Origin of the sequence: Psychroflexus longus (genome assembly GCF_020164595.1) — a bacterium.
Taxonomy (GTDB): Bacteria; Bacteroidota; Bacteroidia; order Flavobacteriales; family Flavobacteriaceae; genus Psychroflexus; species Psychroflexus longus.
This window is the reverse complement of the sequence record NZ_JAIQZE010000005.1, coordinates 86,445-106,269: the sequence shown is the minus strand read 5'-3', so window position 1 is coordinate 106,269 and position 19,825 is coordinate 86,445. Positions and strand designations below refer to the sequence as shown.

Annotated in this window: 19 protein-coding genes and 1 pseudogene; 12 read left to right on the top strand and 8 right to left on the bottom strand. The window is 35.6% G+C overall.

Translation table 11 applies throughout. The features are described 5' to 3' along the window. Positions 1-67: 67 nt before the first annotated feature. The 11 genes and pseudogenes from LB452_RS06520 (at position 68) to LB452_RS06470 (ending at position 11,307) form a co-directional block, all read left to right on the top strand. Entirely contained in the window at positions 68-1,372 is a 1,305-nt protein-coding gene (locus tag LB452_RS06520) for an O-acetylhomoserine aminocarboxypropyltransferase/cysteine synthase family protein (RefSeq protein WP_224460924.1), read from the top strand. 13 nt (positions 1,373-1,385) lie between these two features. Then, the gene (locus LB452_RS06515) at positions 1,386-1,850 is read left to right on the top strand and encodes an OsmC family protein (protein WP_224460923.1); all 465 of its coding nucleotides are present in this window, start codon (positions 1,386-1,388) and stop codon (positions 1,848-1,850) included. Then, the gene (metX, locus tag LB452_RS06510; RefSeq protein WP_224460922.1) at positions 1,843-2,853 is read left to right on the top strand and encodes a homoserine O-acetyltransferase MetX; all 1,011 of its coding nucleotides are present in this window, start codon (positions 1,843-1,845) and stop codon (positions 2,851-2,853) included. Before LB452_RS06515 ends, metX begins: the two co-directional genes overlap by 8 nt. Before the next feature lie 3 nt (positions 2,854-2,856). Continuing rightward, complete coding sequence (locus tag LB452_RS06505; RefSeq protein WP_224460921.1) at positions 2,857-4,035, top strand: homoserine dehydrogenase; 1,179 nt, start codon at positions 2,857-2,859, stop codon at positions 4,033-4,035. 130 nt (positions 4,036-4,165) lie between these two features. After that, complete coding sequence (trhO, locus tag LB452_RS06500) at positions 4,166-5,194, top strand: oxygen-dependent tRNA uridine(34) hydroxylase TrhO (protein WP_224460920.1); 1,029 nt, start codon at positions 4,166-4,168, stop codon at positions 5,192-5,194. A 491-nt stretch (positions 5,195-5,685) separates the two neighbouring features. Then, complete coding sequence (locus LB452_RS06495; RefSeq protein WP_224460919.1) at positions 5,686-7,131, top strand: hypothetical protein; 1,446 nt, start codon at positions 5,686-5,688, stop codon at positions 7,129-7,131. Then, entirely contained in the window at positions 7,098-8,057 is a 960-nt protein-coding gene (locus LB452_RS06490; RefSeq protein ID WP_224460918.1) for a hypothetical protein, read from the top strand. Before LB452_RS06495 ends, LB452_RS06490 begins: the two co-directional genes overlap by 34 nt. Before the next feature lie 539 nt (positions 8,058-8,596). Then, a complete protein-coding gene (locus LB452_RS06485; protein ID WP_224460917.1) occupies positions 8,597-8,875 on the top strand; it encodes a cation-transporting P-type ATPase in 279 nt (92 codons plus the stop codon). Positions 8,876-8,895: 20 nt separating this feature from the next. Next, positions 8,896-9,885, top strand: coding sequence for an HAD-IC family P-type ATPase (locus LB452_RS06480; protein ID WP_262902978.1), 990 nt, complete (start codon positions 8,896-8,898; stop codon positions 9,883-9,885). Positions 9,886-9,891: 6 nt separating this feature from the next. Beyond that, positions 9,892-9,966 (top strand): annotated as a pseudogene (locus LB452_RS13625) (hypothetical protein); the annotation flags it as partial. Positions 9,967-10,029: 63 nt separating this feature from the next. Further along, on the top strand, positions 10,030-11,307 hold the full coding sequence (locus LB452_RS06470; RefSeq protein ID WP_224460916.1) for a cation-translocating P-type ATPase: 1,278 nt from the start codon (positions 10,030-10,032) through the stop codon (positions 11,305-11,307). Positions 11,308-11,433: 126 nt separating this feature from the next. Here LB452_RS06470 and LB452_RS06465 read toward each other — a convergent pair whose 3' ends face one another. The 8 genes from LB452_RS06465 to mutY form a co-directional block, all read right to left on the bottom strand. Beyond that, positions 11,434-12,345, bottom strand: coding sequence for a DMT family transporter (locus tag LB452_RS06465; protein ID WP_224460915.1), 912 nt, complete (start codon positions 12,343-12,345; stop codon positions 11,434-11,436). A 120-nt stretch (positions 12,346-12,465) separates the two neighbouring features. Further along, a complete protein-coding gene (locus LB452_RS06460; protein ID WP_224460914.1) occupies positions 12,466-13,257 on the bottom strand; it encodes an MBL fold metallo-hydrolase in 792 nt (263 codons plus the stop codon). Between the two features lie 376 nt (positions 13,258-13,633). Then, positions 13,634-14,488 carry a hypothetical protein gene (locus LB452_RS06455; protein ID WP_224460913.1) on the bottom strand — a complete coding sequence of 285 codons (855 nt, stop codon included), beginning with the start codon at positions 14,486-14,488 and terminating at the stop codon, positions 13,634-13,636. A 138-nt stretch (positions 14,489-14,626) separates the two neighbouring features. Further along, positions 14,627-15,172, bottom strand: a complete 546-nt coding sequence (locus tag LB452_RS13680; RefSeq protein ID WP_407692604.1) for a carboxypeptidase-like regulatory domain-containing protein — start codon at positions 15,170-15,172, stop codon at positions 14,627-14,629. A 641-nt stretch (positions 15,173-15,813) separates the two neighbouring features. Continuing rightward, on the bottom strand, positions 15,814-16,371 hold the full coding sequence (gene gldD / locus LB452_RS06445) for a gliding motility lipoprotein GldD (RefSeq protein ID WP_224460912.1): 558 nt from the start codon (positions 16,369-16,371) through the stop codon (positions 15,814-15,816). Further along, positions 16,364-17,707, bottom strand: coding sequence for a gliding motility-associated protein GldE (locus LB452_RS06440; protein ID WP_224460911.1), 1,344 nt, complete (start codon positions 17,705-17,707; stop codon positions 16,364-16,366). Before LB452_RS06440 ends, gldD begins: the two co-directional genes overlap by 8 nt. Before the next feature lie 19 nt (positions 17,708-17,726). After that, the gene (locus LB452_RS06435; RefSeq protein WP_224460910.1) at positions 17,727-18,179 is read right to left on the bottom strand and encodes a single-stranded DNA-binding protein; all 453 of its coding nucleotides are present in this window, start codon (positions 18,177-18,179) and stop codon (positions 17,727-17,729) included. A gap of 33 nt (positions 18,180-18,212) precedes the next feature. Next, on the bottom strand, positions 18,213-19,283 hold the full coding sequence (gene mutY, locus LB452_RS06430; protein ID WP_224460993.1) for an A/G-specific adenine glycosylase: 1,071 nt from the start codon (positions 19,281-19,283) through the stop codon (positions 18,213-18,215). Positions 19,284-19,417: 134 nt separating this feature from the next. Here mutY and LB452_RS06425 point away from each other — a divergent pair, with 134 nt between their 5' ends. Next, positions 19,418-19,708 (top strand): HU family DNA-binding protein, encoded by a 291-nt coding sequence (locus LB452_RS06425; protein WP_224460909.1) that lies wholly within the window; start codon positions 19,418-19,420, stop codon positions 19,706-19,708. Positions 19,709-19,825: the final 117 nt, after the last annotated feature.

The window sequence follows — 19,825 nt, the reverse complement described above, 5'->3', positions numbered from 1 at the left end:
ACTCTATCCTTCAGTATTGAAGGTAATTCGAGTATATCAATTTTATAACCTTAATAAAACTATTTATATGTCAACTCCATTAAAATTTGAAAGTTTACAACTTCACGCTGGCCAAGAAGCAGATCCAACAACAGGTTCAATTGCAGTGCCAATTCACCAAACTTCTTCGTATCAATTTCAAAATTCTAAACACGCCGCAAAACTTTTTGGCCTTGAGGAATTTGGGAACATCTACACCAGAATAATGAATCCTACTACGGATGTATTCGAGAAACGAGTAGCAGCGCTGGAAGGCGGTGTCTCTGCTGTAGCGACTTCCTCTGGAATTGCCGCACAATTTCTCGCTCTCACCACTATTTTACAAACCGGAGATAATTTCGTTTCTACGTCCTATGTATATGGAGGAACTTTCAATCAATTCAATGTCACATTTAAAAAACTAGGGATTGATGCGCGCTTCGCCAATGGTGACGAACCCAGCTCTTTTGAGGCTTTAATCGATGATAAAACCAAAGCTATCTACCTGGAAACTATAGGTAATCCAGAATTTAATATCCCAGATTTTGAAGCTATCGCTAAAATTGCTCAAAAGCATCACATCCCACTTATTGTAGATAATACATTTGGTGCTGGCGGAGCGATTGCTCAGCCTATAAAACACGGCGCCAATATTGTCACGAGTTCGGCAACCAAGTGGATTGGCGGCCATGGTAACAGCATTGGAGGGATTCTCGTAGATGCAGGAAACTTTAATTGGGGTAACGGCAAATTCCCTGGATTCACTGAGCCTTCTGAAGGTTATCACGGACTTAAATTCTGGGAGGTGTTTGGTGAAGGCAACGAACTAGGGCTGCCTAATGTCGCTTTTGCCATTAAAGCCAGAGTGGAAGGTCTAAGAGATTTTGGCCAAGCTTTAAGTCCGTTCAATTCATTTTTATTACTTCAAGGTTTAGAAACTTTATCCTTAAGATGTGAACGCCATTCTGAAAATGCCTTAAAACTGGCTAAATATCTTGATAAGCATCCAAAAGTGGAATATGTGAATTATCCTGGTTTGGAAAGTTCCCCATATCATGAAAATGCCAAAAAGTACTTGCAGCGCGGTTTTGGAGCTGTATTGTCTTTTAAGCTAAAGGCTACACTCGAAGAAGCAGACCAACTGGTGGATTCACTAAAGTTAATTATACACACGGCCAACGTGGGTGACGCTAAAACTTTGATAATTCATCCTTCTTCAACCACACACCAACAGCTCGATGAAGTCGAACAAAAAGCGGCTGGAGTATTTCCAGGATTGCTCAGAATTTCAGTAGGCATCGAACATATAGACGATATTATCGCTGACTTGGATCAGGCATTTTCACAACTTTAAAAAATTCAGAATTATGAGTATTTCAAACTTTTCAATAAACGGATCGAGTATTAATTCAACCTTATATCGAGGAACATCAAGACAATTCAATTTCTTGGTAGATGAGCCCAACGAACTTGGCGGAAAAGATTTAGCTGCCAACCCTGTTGAGTATTTATTGGCAGGCTATGCAGGGTGTCTTAATGTAGTCATCAATCTGGCAGCTAAAGACCTAGGGATCAAAATTTACGATATGAAAATCAATATCAATGGTAATATAGACGCTTCCAAGTTTTTAGGACTTTCGGAAGAAGGTAGGGCTGGGTTTCAGTCTTTGGATGTTGATATTGATTTTGTCACGAATGCCACTCAGGAAAGTGTTGATTTTCTGCTGAAAAATGTAAAACAACGCTGCCCTATTAATGATAATTTGAGTAACGAAACTCCCATCAATTATCACATTAAAAAATCATCCTACAAGGAGGAAGCTTATGCCTAAGGTATTTTCATATCAACATCCTTTCGAACTAGAAAACGGTCAGACTCTACCAGAGTTTGAGTTAGCTTATAATACTCTAGGCAAACTCAATGCTGAAGGCTCCAACGTTATTTGGATTTGCCATGCTCTTACGGCAAATGCACATCCAGAAGAATGGTGGCCTGGTATTTTCGACAAAAAGAATGGAATTGATCTGGATAAGTATTTTGTAGTGTGTGCAAATATACTAGGCTCTTGTTATGGCAGCACTTCTCCTCAAAGCATTAATCCTGAAACGAATGAAGTTTATGGATTGGATTTCCCAAAATTCAGTATTCGGGACATTGCCAAAACCTTAGACATCTTAAGTGAAGATCTGGGAATTTCAGAAATCCAATATTTGATGGGCGGATCAATGGGAGGCATGCAAGCTATGGAATGGGCTATTCAAAAACCAGATAAAATAAAAAAGCTGGTTTTACTGGCTACCAGCCCCAAGCATTCTTCATGGGGAATTGCTTTAAATGAAACACAACGCATGGCGATTGAGTCGGATCCTACTTTCTATAACAACGATAAAATTGCTGGAAAAAAAGGACTAGAAGCTGCAAGAGCTATTGCTTTGCTGAGTTATAGAAACTACAACACCTATCAATCCACTCAAATAGATGAAGAAAATGCGGTAGATGATTTTAGAGCATCCTCTTATCAAAAATACCAGGGAGAAAAGCTTTCCAAGAGATTTTATGCAAAATCCTATTGGTACTTATCCAAAGCTATGGATAGCCATAATGTAGGTAGAAATAGAAACAGCTGTGAAAAAGCACTTGCAAAAATCAAAGCCAAAACTTTGGTCATTGGGATTCAAAGCGATTTGCTTTTCCCTGTTGAAGAACAAAAATTTTTAGCTGAACATATAAGTGATTCAGCTCTAGAGATCATCGATTCATCCTATGGACACGACGGATTTTTAATTGAAGTTGAAACCATAAAATTAGTATTACGAAAACATTTTAAATTATAACTAATGCCACAACAACTTACTATTGGATTATTTGGATTTGGAAGTGTAGGTTCTGGAATTTATCATTTACTCAAGAAAAAAACAATTCCAAACATAAAGCTTAAGACTATTGTTGTCAAAAATCCTGATAAACCAAGATCTAAAAACGCAGAGCACTTCAGCTATCAACCCAAGGATATTTTGGAAGATGAGGACATCAACCTTGTTTTGGAATTGATTGATGACGCCGATGCTGCTTATTCAATTGTGAAAAAAGCTTTAGAAAAAAGAAAGCATGTCATTACTGCCAACAAAAAGATGCTCGCTGAACATTTTCAGGAACTTACTTCTTTAGCCCAAAAACAGAATGTGAGTTTACTTTACGAAGCATCGGTTTGCGGAAGCATTCCTGTGATAAGGACACTGGAAGAATCTTTTGGTCAGGACTCCATAAAATCGCTGAGGGCTATCAGTAATGGAACCTGTAATTATGTATTGACACGTTTGTTTCAAAACCCACAGCCTTTTGATAGAATCATCACCGATGCTCAAAAACACGGTTTTGCAGAATCGGATCCAACTTTGGACATCGATGGCTGGGATTCCAAATTCAAACTCATCATTAGCAATTATCACGCTTTTGGAGTTTTGAATACACCTGAAGATATTTTGAATTTAGGCATACGACACGTCAAACCAGAGGATATTGAATTTGCAAAAGAAAAAAACTTCAGTATAAAAGTTTTGGGACATTCTGAACTCAATGACGATGGACTGAACGCTTTTGTGGCTCCTCAATTTATCAAAAATAATAATTTACTAACCTCAATTGAATTCGAAAATAATGCCGTGCAAATCGATGCTGAATTTGCTCAGCAACAACTTCTACAAGGCAAAGGAGCAGGGAGCATTCCGACTGCAAGCGCAGTGCTTTCGGATGTGGTTTCACTATTGAGGGATTATACTTATTCATACTCAAAAGCTGAGACTAGTAGTTCTGAATTTAATCCAGCCCAACAGATCAAAGTTTATATATCCTCCTACGATAAAGAAGATCTAGTGCCATTTAAATTTAAAACTGAGATCCTTTGTGGAACCCGGAAGCACCTTCAGTATAAAATTGGAAAATTATCAATCAAAGATTTAAAAGAGCAATTTGAAGCCCAATCAGCTAAAGTCTTTGTCGCTGTGTTTCCAGACTAATTTTTTGTATCTCTTTGCCATAGATATATGTGTTGAAAAAGCTCTGAATTTTCAGGGCTTTTTTGTTAAATGAAAAACCTAACTTTGCATTTTCAATTTTTTTCTTTTAACCTTAAAATATTAGTATAGCATGCAACTGTACAATAAACTAAGTTCAAAGGAAAGGGAGCAGCTTATAGAACAAGCTGGTGAAGAGCGCTTTACCCTTTCTTTTTACAAGTACCACCAACTCAAAGATCCCAAAGCTTTTAGAGACTTTCTGTTCCTGAACTGGAACAAACTGGATGTTCTTGGCCGTATCAACGTAGCTCATGAAGGCATTAATGCTCAGCTTTCTGTACCCGCCAAAAAGTTTGAAGACTTCAAAACATTTTTGGATAGCATCGATTTCTTAAAGGACGTTCGCCTCAATATCGCCATCGAGCACTACGATAAATCTTTCCTGAAACTCAAGATAAAAGTTAGGCCCAAAATTGTACACGACGGGCTTAACGACGCCACCTTCGATGTCACAAATAAAGGCGTGCATGTGGATGCGATAAAGTTCAACGAACTGATTGAAGACCCCAATACGGTTTTGGTGGACATGCGTAACCACTACGAAAGTGAAATTGGCCATTTCAAAAACGCCGTCACTCCAGATGTGGATACCTTTCGCCAGTCGCTGGACATCATCGAAGCCGACCTTAAAGACCACAAAGAAGACAAAAATTTGGTGATGTACTGCACCGGGGGCATTCGCTGCGAAAAAGCCAGTGCCTACTACAAACACAAGGGGTTCAAAAAAGTCTATCAGCTGGAGGGTGGCATCATCGAGTACGCCAGGCAGGTAAAAGACAAGAATCTCGAAAACAAATTCTTCGGCAAAAACTTCGTGTTTGATGATCGCCGTAGCGAGAAAATATCCGACGATGTTATTGCCAAATGTCACCAGTGTGGAAAAGCCTGCGATACTCACGTGAACTGCGCCAACGACGGCTGCCATTTACTGTTTATCCAATGTGAGGACTGCGCGAAGAAAATGGACGGCTGCTGCTCTATCCAATGCCAGGACATTGTGCACTTGCCCTATGAAGAGCAAAAACGCCTCAGATCTGGCAGACCCGATGGCAACAGAAAATTCAAAAAAGGCCGCTCGCCGGTCTTGAAGTTTAAATAAATATTTAAACTCATACATATACTGATAAGTCCCCTTAAGCTTTTTAATGTTTAAGGGGGGTTTTTGTTTTGGGCTAACTTGAAGAGTTGCGATACATTGCTTAAAGCTCTCTGCTAACTTTAAGATCCTGTGTATTAAATATGACAGCTAAAGACCGAGCAATAAGAGATGAAAATACGAAGTAGAAAATCTCTTTGCCCTTCATTAATTTTTGATTTTCCTAACTGAAATGGAAAGCTAGCGTGCTTCAATCACAGTTTCAAACTATTAATTTCATTAGTGAAACTTTTATAAATCTGGTGACTCATATTAGGCTGAGACTAAATTAATAAACCATCTGTAACCTCACTAACTATCTGTAAATTAAATCTTTCAAAGGGTTTTTTATTTTAAAAGCTTATTTATATCCTAGAATGTTATATATATTTATGTGTATATGATCTTAATAGGTCAATTTGTTTCACTTTGTCTTTCTAATTAATCTTTAAGCCATGAAAAAACTAGTATTCATCACGATTTTTTTAATTAGTAACCTGCTAATTAGCCAAGAACAAAAAATAGATAAGATTATATCATCGTTCGACGATTATAGTTCTCTTTACAGAGAGGTCACTTATTGTCATTTAAATAAAAGCACTTATATAAAAGGAGAAATGATCGGGTTTAGTGGCTATGTTCTCGATAAGGACTTAAAAGTTCCGTCAGAATCTACTAAAAACCTTTATTGTGTCATTACTGATGCCAGTAATAATATCATTAAAAGCAAGCTGGTAAAGGTAGATAATGGCTTCACAAGCAATGTCTTTACCATAGATAGCTTATTCAGTTCTGGTCAGTATACGTTTAAGGCGTACACCAATTGGATGAGGAATTTTGATGAACCCAGTGCTTTTGTAGAATCTTTTAGAGTCATTGATCCTGAAGAAGAAAGCAGCATCCAAAAAACTGTAACCACACAAAAACTAGATGCGCAGTTTTTACCTGAAGGCGGGTTCTTTGTTAATTCCGTTAAAACCAGTGTAGGAGTTATCATTAAAAGCCATGAAGGTTATGGAGTTCAGAATGTGGAGGGAAAAATCTATGATTCTAATAATCAGCTTTTGGTATCATTTCAAACTAATGCCTTAGGCATTGGTAAATTTCAGCTGACTCCTAGCTTAGATCAAACCTATAAAGTAGAGATTAATCACCTTGGTAAAATCTATAATTATAAAATCGACGACATCAAGCCTAAAGGCATTTCAGTTCATGTCAATAATTCTCCAAAGCTTCTAGCCATTGAACTTAGAACCAATCAAAGCACTTTAAAAGATATCAAAGGCAAGGCTTACAAGCTCACCGTTCATAATGGCAAAGGATCAAAAGGCACACCTGTCACGTTTAAAGAAAAAAGTCTCTTGAAAATAGTCGATCATGAGGAATTGTTTCCCGGAGTAAATATCCTTACCCTATTTGATGAAAACAATACTCCTGTTTTAGAACGAATGGTTTTTAATTACAAGGGAGTCAACCTTATTAATACCGGTACTCCCATTACTACAAGATATAAGGATTCAACACGAATTAGTATACCTTTAATGGATCTGGCAAATTCATCAACTGAAAAATCCAACATAAGTATTTCAATACTGCCGGAAACGACTAAATCATATCAAAGACACCACAATATTATTTCCTATACCTACCTGCAGCCTTACCTAAGAAGCTATATTGAAAATGCTCACTACTATTTTACAAATATAGATACTAGAAAAAGGTACGATTTAGACAATTTATTGCTGACCCAGGGTTGGAGTAGTTACAATTGGGGTTATATCTTTAATAATAATGTGACTGATAAATATGCCTTTGAAGATGGTATTGTCTTAAAAGCAAATCAAAATAAAAAAGACAAAAGGAGTATGTGGTATACCCTCTTGAACAGAATAGTGGAGTGAATGTAAGTTTATCTGAAGATCAAGATAGTTTTGTAGTCTCAAATCTTTACCCCACGGAAAGCGAAATGCTGGGCATTGGAACGATGAATAGAAGAGGGAAAGTGTGGAAGTCCGATTTGGATACAGAATTTTATCCTTCAGGAATTCCTGATTTTGAGAATCCATTAAAAGTATTGCAAACCAATCAGTCTGCCATTCCTTTAAATATATCTAAATCAGAATTTAGCCTGATTGATATCAATAAAACCCAAAAGCTTGATGAAGTCTTCATAAAAGCTAAAAAGAGGGAAACTAAAATTGAAAGTCTTAAGAAGGATATTTTCACAAAGGTCTATGCTTTTGATGATACAAAGAGAAATAGTAATCTGACCTTTGCAAATTACGTCAATGCGTATTTACCGGATTATTCTGCTAGGGAAACCTCAGGATCCTTTGAAATAGTTCCTAGGGTTGCAAGGTCCTTTGTAAATGACCCAAGTCCATTAATTTACCTGGACGATCAACTGATTGTAGATCAAAATTATTTTTACGCTTATAATATGAATATTGTCGATTATATAGTTGTGAATGAGAATGGCTATGGAGAAGGCTTTTTAGGAGCTGGAGGGGTTATAAAAATTTATACTTCTCTGGATTTTGTCAACAAGAATAAAAGAGGGCCTTTCAAACAGTTTGAATTTCCGTTAGCTTTTGCTGAGAATAAAAATTTTTACGTTCCAAAATACAATGTGTATAACGGAGATTTTTTTAAGGACTATGGCGTTATAGACTGGATTCCAAATTGTGAAATAGATAATGATGGGAATTTAAACTTCACCATTTATAATCCGGCCAATACTCCTCTTAAGCTTTTTATTGAGGGAATTACAGACACTGGTGTTTTAGTATCTGAGATTCTTGTTTTAGATGAAAATAGCCCTTATTAATCATAAAAATGATTTACAGAGATTATCATCAACATATAAATTTTACTTGTGTAATAATTAAAAGAGGATTTGTAGAAATGTAGATCCTCTATGCTTTCTCCAAAACCTGAGTCTTTTTCTCCTTCTTCTTTCTGTTAGAAATATACACTCCAAAAATGCCTAAGATCCGGCAGACCCGAAGGCAACCGAAAATTCAAAAAAGGCCGCTCACTGGTCTTGAAGTTTAAGTAAACACCATGACTAATAATTAACTTATAAATCTTCTCCAACTTTAAGAGAGTTAAAGGGGATTTTGTTTTAAACCTACATGATGCTTTTAGATATATTTCTTTATGCTTCTAAGTTAACCTGAGCATACAGTCTGGTTTCAGGTTACTACTGAAGACTGATTAGTAGTTTAAATCTTCTACTCTATTGCCATTTAAGCTAAAGCTCAACCAAATCTATTTCAGATAAAGTCGTATTTTCATTACGATGAAAACCATTGGTTGTAATCATGAAAAAAGTAAGGGCTTGTCAATGAAATAAAAAGAATGAACATGAACCTCCAAAACACCCTAGATAAAAAACATTGGCATGCCTACGACAAAGAAGAAATTTACGGCGAGTTAAAAACTTCAGACATAGGATTGAACCAGGAAGAAGTCAATAAACGAATTCAATTTTACGGAGAAAATAAACTTCCTCAAGGCCGAAGAATAACACTCTTGCAGATCATTTTGCATCAGTTATTAAATCCACTGATCTTTATACTTATTGCAGCAGCTGTGGCATCGGTTGCCATTGGAGAGGAAAAGATGCCTTATTTATTTTTCTAGTAATTTTCATCAATAGTGCTTTGGGAGCTTACCAAGAATATAATGCGGAGAAAAGCGCCAGCAGCCTTCGGAAACTAATGAAAGTTAAGGCACGAGTAAGAAGAGCGGGGAAAGAAACAGAAATACCTTCAGAAGAGATTGTACCAGGCGATATTATACTTATTGAATCAGGAATGAAAGTTCCTGCCGATATAAGGTTAGTTGAAGTATCTGAGTTGGAAATAGACGAAAGTTTTCTTACCGGTGAATCCATAGCAGCAAAAAAACAAACCAGCATATTACAAGAAAATCTTGGCGTTGCCGAAAGAACGAATATGGCTTTTGCTGGGGCTACAGTACTAAAAGGAAGAGGTATTGGCGTTGTGGTAAGCACTGGCACAAACACGCAGGTGGGTAAAATTTCGAAGGATGTGACGGAATCAGCTTCTGCTAAGCCACCTTTGGTGCAGCGTATGGAGAAATTCATCAAGCAGATCAGCATTTTTATTATCGTACTGAGTATTGTTTTAGCTGTTATACTCCGACTGCAAGGTATGGATATGACTGCGATCTTCTTTTTTGTGGTCGCCCTGGCAGTAGCAGCAATACCAGAAGGTTTACCTGTAGCCTTAACGGTGGCCTTATCCATCGCGACGAAACGAATGGCCAAGCGAAATGTAATTGTTCGCAAGTTGACGGCAGTTGAAAGTTTGGGCAGTTGTACTGTGATTGCGAGTGATAAAACGGGGACGCTAACTGTAAATGAGCAAACGGCTAAACTTATTGCACTAGCGAATGGAAAAAGATTCACTATTGAAGGCGAGGGTTATAACGGAGTGGGATCAGTAATCAATAATGAAAACGAGCAAATTGAATTTTCTGGAAATCATGAATTATCAAAACTTACCCAAATTGCTGTTTTTGCAAACGAAACTTCTTTAATTAATGAAAATAATAAGTGGACGTATTATGGAGATGCCATGGACGTTGCCCTTCTTGGCATGAGTTACAAGCTTGGAATCGATCCCTAGGAATGGATAAGAAAAGAACAACCCATAGCAAAGATCCCTTATGAATCCGAACGAAAATTCGCTGCATCATTTTACAATATCAACAACTCGGTAATTGTAGGACTAAAAGGCGCTGTAGAAACCGTTCTCGACTTTTGTTCTTTGATGTCCGTGAATGGTAAAATCGAAGCTATTGACAAAAACAAGATACTTGCTGATGCAGAACAAGTTGCTAAAGATGGTTATCGTGTATTAGCCTTTGCCAGTGGTGAATACCCTAATTTTCAGAAAAAGGAAATTTATGACAATAAAGATATCCCTGAACTCACATTTTACGGACTTGTAGGCTTTATTGACCCGCTAAGACCGGAGGCAAAAACATCTGTAGAGCAATGCAATAAAGCTGGCATTAGAGTAATCATGATCACCGGAGATCACCCAGCAACAGCTGGTGCCATAGCACGTGAGTTGGGAATAGCCGACACAACAACTCCAGTTGTAACTGGACAAATGCTAACTGAAGCAGGAGCAGTAGATCATCCTGCATTTGAAAAATTGGTAGCATCAACCTCTGTTTTTGCCAGAGTTTCTCCAACCCAAAAACTTGAAATTGTAGAGGTGTTGATTCATAAAGATGAATTTGTTGCCGTGACAGGTGACGGCGTGAATGATGCTCCTGCTCTTAAACGCGCCAATATTGGCATAGCTATGGGTTCGGGTACTGATGTAGCAAAAGAAGTGGGGTCAATGATTGTCGTAGACGATAACTTTTCATCGATTGTTGCAGGCGTAGAAGAAGGCCGGTTTGCCTTCGATAATGTGCGAAAAGTAATTTATCTATTGATTTCAACGGGAGCTGCAGAAATCATCCCTTTTCTCGCATCGATTGCTGCTGGATTGCCACTGCCGCTACTTGCAGTTCAGTTACTTTGGCTCAACCTAGTTACTAACGGCATACAAGATGTTTCCCTTGCATTTGAAGGCGGAGAACCAGATGCCATGGAGCGAAAACCAAGAAAACCATCAGAAAAAATATTCAACCCGCTTATGATTAGTCAAACCGTAGTTTCAGGTGGAGCTATGGGATTAATTGCTTTTGGGCTCTGGTATTATTTAAACACGTTCACCCAAATGAATGAAGTACATGCACGCAATATTATTCTGCTGCTAATGGTTTTTATGCAAAACTTTCATGTATTTAACTGTCGTTCCGAGCGAGTTTCAACTTTCAGAGTACCACTAAAAAGAAATGTCGTACTTGTTTTTGGAGTTTTGTTAGCTCAGGGAATTCACATCTTGAGCATGCAAATTCCCATTATGCAAGATATCTTAAGAACTGAGCCAATTAGTTTTAACGAGTGGTTGTATGTATTGGCGCTAGCTGTACCAATGATTTTTGTGATGGAAATATTTAAGTTTTTTCGAAGAAAAAAGCACGAGTAGAATCAACTTTTCTATTTGTGCTATTAGGTCAGTCCGTTAATTTAAGTTGACAATTAAAATCGTATTTATTTCTAAGCTCTATTAGAATTAAGAAAATTCGTCTTGTTTAAACTTAACTCAAAACTCTTAAGACTTTAATGACTCAACATTTTCCTTTTTCTGTTTTTTCTTTCGGTTAGAAATATAAACCCCAAGAAGAATCACGCCACCAGAAGCAAGCTGAAGTAGATTAAATTGCTCTCCATCCAGAAATCCCCAAAATAAAGCCACTACTGGTATCAAATAAGTTACCGAAGTGGAAAATACAGCATTGGATAATTGAATAAGTCTGTTGAATATGATTTTGGCCAAAGCAGTCCCAAAAAGGGCCAGAATCGTAACGTAAAGCAATGAAGTTTGTACCTCATCTTGAGCTAAAAATTCAGCATTAAAAAAACCTGTAAATACTAAAATGCCTAAAGCAAACGGAATTAAAATCAGAAATGAACCTGTTGCAATACCAAGTGCAGAAATTTTTTCTAAATAAGATTTCAAAATATTAGCATTGAAAGCGTACATAAGCGAGGCAATAACAGGTAAAGCTGCAAACCAATAATTCTGGTTGGGATTGAGAGAAGCACCAGCTAAAATCAAAAGCACTGAACCCACCAACCCGATAACGACTCCAATAAATTGTTTTTTGATAAACTGATTACTAAAAAATATAATACCAGTTACAAGCGCTAGTAAAGGCACTGTTGAATTCAGAATAGAAGCGATAGCACTATCAATTTCAGTTTCAGCATAAGAGAATAACAAGGTGGGAAACATAGTGCCGATAAAGCCAGAAATAGCAATCCATTTCCACTGCCATTTTTGAATTTGCCTTACTTTTTTAAAACCAATAATACCTAAAAAAACACCTGTAATTAAGACTCGTAAGGCGGTAAGTTGTAATGGCGAAAACCCGACTAAACCTTTTTTGATGAGAATGAAAGAACTTCCCCAAAGCAAAGCCAGAGAAAAAAGAAAGATCCACTTTAAGGAATGTGCATTCAAATCAATTTATTTTTTGCAAAAGTGAGTTTTATTCTTAGAGACTTTTAATAAAGTAGGGTTAAAACTTTTCAGGCTTTGATTCACATCAAAGCCTGAAAATAGAATTATATTAATTAAGTTTTATTCTTGGGTTGGATACCAATTCAAAAGATTGACTTGTATGTTTTCATTGCTTTGGTTCACCAGAGACTTGAACTTATCTACATCAGATAAACCTCCTTGTCCTCGATAATGATAAGGATAAACTTCTTTGGGTTGAAATGCAAGGACACCTTCGGCTGCAGTTTCTACATTCATGGTGTACGGAAGGTTCATACAGACAAAAGCTTTGTCTATATTTTTTAAAGCTCTCATTTCTGGAACATCTTCAGTATCGCCAGAAAAATAAATCCTCATATCTCCTTTTTCAATTACATAACCGTTTCCTCTTCCTTTGGTATGATAAACTTTATCTTCATCTCCTTGGTTATACATAGCGATTCCTTCTATGTTGAAGCCGCTTAAGGTTTTGGTTTCTTCATTTTTTAAAATCACTAACTGACTGGTAAGTGAACCTTCAATTTTATCTGCAACTGCTTGTGGCACAATAATTTTGGTTTCTGATGTTGCCACCGCTTCCAAAGTTTCCATATTGAAGTGATCTCCGTGAATATCGGTAACTAAAATCATGTCTGGGCTAGGCTGACCTTCAAATGCTTCTGCTCCACCAACAGGGTCGATATAGAAAATGGTGTTGTCTATTTCAAAAACTGCTGTGGCATGGGAAATAGGTGTAATATCAAATTTGCTACTTACCTTTTCTGAATTTTCAGCGACTTCTTCGCTTTGAGCTTCTTCTTGACTAGAATTTGAATTTTTACAGCCTATCAGTGTAATTACACTAATGGCTAAATAAACTAATGGTGTTTTCATGAGATATAAATTTTGCATAAATCTAGCTTTATCTCGAATAACAGCAGAGACTTTATAAATAGTTTATAATTAGAACACTCAGTCTTATGAAATCTTCAAAATCAGAATTCTTCTTTATGTTCAATTCTACTAGCTGATAAAGGGAAATAATTTCTAAACGTCCACTGTTGTGGTCTCGTTAATTAGGATTAATTAATTCCTCAGACACCGAAAAACTGTTATGCTGAAGGATTTCGAGTTCTCCCCAACGTTTTCTATGGCTTTTAATATGTAATTTGTGTTGTCGAAAAGAGTTGAAATAAAAACGTATTTACTGTTACAATTTAAGAACTAAATCGCTGTAAATGAAATGAGTTTGTTATCTCATATAATTAGCTTATAATTCAACTGTTTTTTTTACATTTTCAAAAATTTTCTCTTTCTTGAGTCGAGTTTTAAGCCAATAATCTTCAGTATTCTCAAAAGGAGCTATAGGTTGATTATTGAATATTGATTTATTTTTTTGCATGTATAAATCATCTGCTGGGATGTTTGAATTGACCTTTAGTTCTTGAACAAAAAACTCTCTGAATTGATAATAATCTTTGTATTTCTGTTCATTTATCAAATTACCATAAGTGTCCTTTATTTTTTTGATTTTTACGCTTACATAATCCTCTATAGATGAATTTCTTAACTTCCATGAAGGCACCTTTAATTCTTCATCTAGGTATAGTACAACCATATCCTTATTTAACTCTACATTGACAATTTTCAATTTCTCACCTTCATACCGTACTTGGTAATTTCTTTTTCTTAGAACATTTTTTATATCTGGGGTATTATTAAATTCAAGCTCCATTTTATTGAAATTCAGATTGGTATAGTTGGAAACAACTTCTTTCTTATAATGGATTTTCGCATCTATAGGAAAAAATGCTGGTGGTTGAAGGACTTCAAATGCATTATTAAAAGAGATGTAATTTAGATACATTTTACCTTTATACGGTTTGTATTCTACTTTTATCTCATAAACTAACTTCCCAATTTTGGTCTCTTTTGCTTTTGATAGATCAAAAACGGCATAATCCATTTTATAAATTTTAAAATCGCCTTTACTTATAAATATTTCACCAAGTACTTCTATACTATCTTGTTTTCTATAAATGCTTATTGAATAAAGCGGAATACCGTCAATGGAAGTAGATTGTAAATGTTTGAACTCATGATTTTTTATAAAGTCTTTGTTCAACTGGTTTACAAAGTCGTAGCTATCTATATTGTAATTGCGTACAGCATCATGTATACGAAGTATTGTATACTCATTTCCGCCTCTATTATTAATACTGCCAGATGTAATAAATTTACTTTTGTTATCGTAATCATATGGTTATGATGCAATTGTGTCAGTTTGGAAGTTATTATTATTTTTATTTTGATATATCCGTGTTTGAGTTCCTTTTAAATCAGCAACTCCAAAGCCAGGGTCAAAAACTTCCAATAAGGCTTCATTCAAATTCAGATATTCTTTTTCTTTTATTTGATAATCTCTATAATAACCTATATAAGAATATGGAGAAAATGAATAATTATTAGTAATATTTTTAATAGCTAAATTGACAATATTCTTAGCATTTCTTTTTCTCTTTTTCCTGGGAGCATCTACAAGTAATACTTCATCTAATTGTTCTATTTGTTCTAATAAAACAATGAGATTTATTTTACTCTTATCAAGACTACTTATTGCTATTTCTTTTGAAGCATACCCTATAGAAGAAATAAGTAGAGTGTCTTTCTTATAAAGTTCAAAAGGTATTTTAAACCCTCCGTCACTATTAGATATTACACCTTTTGACTTATTCTTAATGAGTAAGGTAGCAAATGGGATAGGTGATTTATCTTTAGAGTTAATAAGCCTTCCCTTTACAAATTCAATATCCTGAGCATTTACCCCGCTGAATTGAGAAAAAAATTAATAAATAAAGAATTGAAATTTTTATTACAGAGTTCATTTATAAGTATTAATTAGCATGTTAATTTTTCATCGTCAATTAACATTAATTCAGTAATATATGATTTTCTACAAAATTCACTGTTATGAATATAAAAATAACTTTTATTTGAGTGAAAAAATCTCTCTTTTTAGAGCTAGATATTGAGCTCACTTGTTTGAAATGTATTGACATTAAAATTAGACTTTAATTTGCCTTAGTTAACATGTCTTCATAAAAAATGAAGGTTGTGTAATTCTTATTTGCTATTCTACACGCTGTTTCTGTTATAATAGTAAGCCTCGTTTATCAAACAAGAAGTATTCTTTATTTATCTCAATGAGTCCTTTAATAGTTTAACTACCAACACTTTGCTTTTTTTTAGATACTTAAGGTTATCAAAAAAATCAGCTTTATGTTTTGAGTAGTTAGCTTTTATCTCAAAAAACAAATCTTAATGGATTAAATTCATCAAAACTATCTTAATATTTTTCGGTTGCATTAATTCTTTTAATTGCGGTAACGAATAAGTATATAAAATAAGTAGAGGAATTAAAAAACTCTTAGGATCAATACAGCTCGAAACTTACTCCCACTCCAAAGTTTCCATCAAATGTCTCATGTCATTTTTGAGATAATTGGCCGCGGGAAGTATAGAGTCGTAATTGGGCTTTACTTCAAAGTATAAAGATCCGGTCAAAAAATGGGAAGTGCTATCGGTGATATAGAATTGAGCTGGTGAAGCAGCGTCGCCTTCCACATTATAAAAATTTCCAAAGGTCTGATTTGTTTTATTTTCATAAATGCTGGCTTCAATAAGATCCGCTTTGATAGTGTGCTTTTCGGGAAGCTTTTGAGCATCAATAAGCAACTCCCTTAAATTATTCTCTACAGGTGAATAGCTTAGGTATATCTTGGCGTTCATCCCAGGGTAGTTGAGGTTGAGCCAACAAGGCTGATTTGGATTGTCTTTTTCTAAATCTGAAAAATCATTTTTTTCAAAAGAAAAGGGACAATCTGGATCCACTCTACTATATTGAGCTTGCTTGTACTCTAAAGCTAAAAAGCCAGAGGGTTTGGGCTGTGTAGAGTCGGTGCACGAGCAAATAATTACCAATGTGAGAATTAAAAAAATCCTATGCATTATCTAAAATTTTGTCCTTGTTGATCTTCACTTTTAGCTGAACTATCCTTTTACTATCAAGTGCTTCAACGGTAAAATCAAAGTTGCTAAAGGCAATAACTTGGCCTTTCTTAGGAAAACCTTTTGAAGACTCTAGTACAAAACCTGCAAGAGTTTCTGCTTCCCCTTTATTGGATTCAAAATCTTCAATTTTAGGTTCCTCTAGCTTTAGTATTTTGTAAAAGTCCTTCAATGGTGTTTTACCTTCAAACACATATGTGGATTCATTAATTTTAGAATAGATGACATCTTCATCATCAAACTCATCGCTTATATCCCCAACTATTTCTTCAATAATATCTTCCAGGGATATCAAACCGCTTGTTCCACCATATTCATCTACTACAATAGCTAGGTGGTTTTTTTGTTCCTGAAAATCGGCAAGAAGATCATCAAGTTTTTTGTTTTCTGGCACAAAATAAGGTTCTCTAACAAGAGGTTGCCATTCAAAATTTTCCTTCTGAAGGTGTGGCAGTAAGTCTTTAATGTATAATATGCCTGTAATGTTGTCTACATTGTCCTCGTAAACGGGAATTCTGGAATAACCATTTTCCATGATTTCTTCTATGACTTCATAAAAAGGTTGCTCAACATTAAGCGCAAAAATATCGAGTCTAGGTCTCATCACTTGCTTGGTATCTGTATTACCAAAGGAAACAATACCTTGAAGGATTTTCTTTTCATCTTTGGAGGTGTCTTCCTCGCTGGTAAGCTCTAAAGCCTGAGATAATTGATCGACACTTAGATTACTTTTTTGCTTCCCGAATTTGGTTTGTATCAAGTTAGTCACCGACCTCATAGGCAAACTTAAAGGAGTAAATAATCTATCCAAAATACTAAGAGGCACTGCCATAAAATGTGCAAATACAACATTATTTCTGTTGGCATAGACTTTTGGTAAAATTTCACCAAACATCAGGATAAGAAAAGTAACCAAGCCTACATCAATCAAAAACTTCAGACTAATACCAAAAAATAAGGTAGTGCTATCCCCATAAAAAGTCTCACTTATAGAGGCATACAAAAGAACAATAGCGATGTTTATAAAATTATTGGCTATCAAAATTGTAGCTAATAACTTTTTGGGTTTATCTAGTAGGTTAATAATGATTTGCTCCTGCTTGGACACATTTCCTTCTTTCACATCAAAGTCTGATGGTTTAAGAGAAAACAAAGCTACTTCAGAGCCTGAAATAAGTGCAGAACTTATAAGCAGAATAAAGAAAAAGATAATTTTTAATACATCTGAAAATTCTAATACAGAAAAAAAGATGTAACTCGAGGGACCGGGTTCCAAAATTTAAAGAATTTTTGTTTTAAAAAGGTAAATCATCTTCCTCCTCTTCCTCCATTTTTGGAGCTGGGGAAGGTTTAGAATTAGGCTTAGATTGAGGAGCTTGGGAGTTTCCCGCACTTTCAGAAGTTGTTCCATCTTTGGGAGTCAGGAAGGTAAATTCCAGGCATTGTATTTCTGTAGAATATCTATCCATACCTTTATCGTCCTGCCACTTACGGGTTTTGATACGGCCTTCAATATATACTTTATCCCCTTTTTTAAGGTATTTTTCGCAAACTTCAGCAGCTTTGTTTCTCACAACAATATTGTGCCATTCGGTATTGCTTACTTTTTCGTTGGTCGCTTTATTGATATACTCTTCATTTGTGGCCAAAGGAAAGCGCCCAATGCAATTTCCGCCTTCAAAATAATGCATCTTTACTTCATCGCCAGTATGACCAATAAGCATGACTTTGTTGAGTGTTCCTGCCATAATTTTTAATTTATGTAAATGTAAGAAAAAGAATTATGCCATGGGAAATTCAGATTCTATAAAATTTTGAATAAGCACAGGCACAGCAAGTTGACTCAAATCTTTTATTTTATGAATTTCATAGGTTTTGGAAAATTTCATGTCAGACAATAGCCCATTTATCTTCACTTCAATAAACGTTGCCATAATTTTTCTATGAGATAAAAGATGGATGACAGGATCGTCATTATAAATTTTCACTCCTTCAATGCTTTTAGAAGGCAGCCCAGTCAGTTCGTTTATATCACTAGAAATGGGTTCGTCTTGTTCTTTTTCAGACTCAATAAGAGGAAATTCGTAGAGACCTTGCCAGATTCCAGATCCACTCCTTTTTTGAACGATTGTGTTTTCTTCTGAATCTGTAAGTACTAAATAACTGAAGTATCGTTTTTTTACTTTGGTTTTCTTCAGTTTGACCGGCAGTTCTTCTTGAAGTCCTTGTTGAAAAGCAACACAATCTTGCTGAAAAACACAAAACATGCACTTCGGAGATTTAGGCCTGCAGTGCAACGCCCCAAACTCCATGATCGCCTGATTGTAAATTGAAGGGTTTGAAGAATCCAGTAATTCCTGAGCTTTAGTTTTAAACTCTTTAATTCCTTCTGTTGAATTGATGGGTGTGTCTATGCCTAGATATCTGGAAAGCACACGTTGTACGTTGCCATCAACTACTGCCACAAGTTCATCGTAAGCAAAAGAAGCAATGGCAGCAGCTGTATAATCTCCAACTCCTTTTAAAGTCTTAAGCGCTTTGAAATTAACTGGAAATTCTCCATTTAAGGTTTTACTAACAAATTGGGCCGTATGGTGAAGATTTCTTGCTCTTGAATAATACCCTAGTCCTTGCCACAATTTCAAAACCTCATCTTCGCTGGCATTTGCAAGATCATGGACGGTTGGAAATTTTGAAACAAACTTCTCGAAGTACGGTAAGCCCTGCTTGACCTGAGTTTGTTGTAATATGATTTCACTTAACCAGATGACATAAGGATCTTTGGTATGTCTCCAGGGTAAATCTCTATGTTCTATCTTGTACCAATCTAGCAGACGCTTAGAGAAATTCATTTCAAGTTTTTTGCAAGTATAATTCATATCCGCCTACTATTTAGAGCATTGTGTTTATTTATTGCGGATTAATTACTTATATTTGCAAACTCAAAAAAAATCTAAGATTAATCCTGAACAAACATTTTTGAATTATGACGAAAGCAGATATTGTAGCTAACATTTCAGACAAACTCGGTTTAGAGAAAAATGAAGTCCAAGCTACTGTAGAAACCTTTATGGATGAGGTAAAGAATTCTTTAGAAGGTGGAGATAATGTATATCTAAGAGGTTTTGGTAGCTTTATCGTAAAAACTAGAGCAGAAAAAACGGGTAGAAATATCTCAAAGAATACTACAATAAAGATTCCGGCTCACAATATTCCAGCATTTAAACCTGCAAAAATATTTGTGGAAGGAGTAAAACACAACGTTGAAGTAAAATAAATTTAATAATCTATAAAAAACAAGCCTATGCCAAGCGGTAAAAAAAGAAAAAGACATAAGGTAGCTACTCACAAAAGAAAAAAGAGAAGTAGAGCTAACCGTCACAAGAAAAAGTAG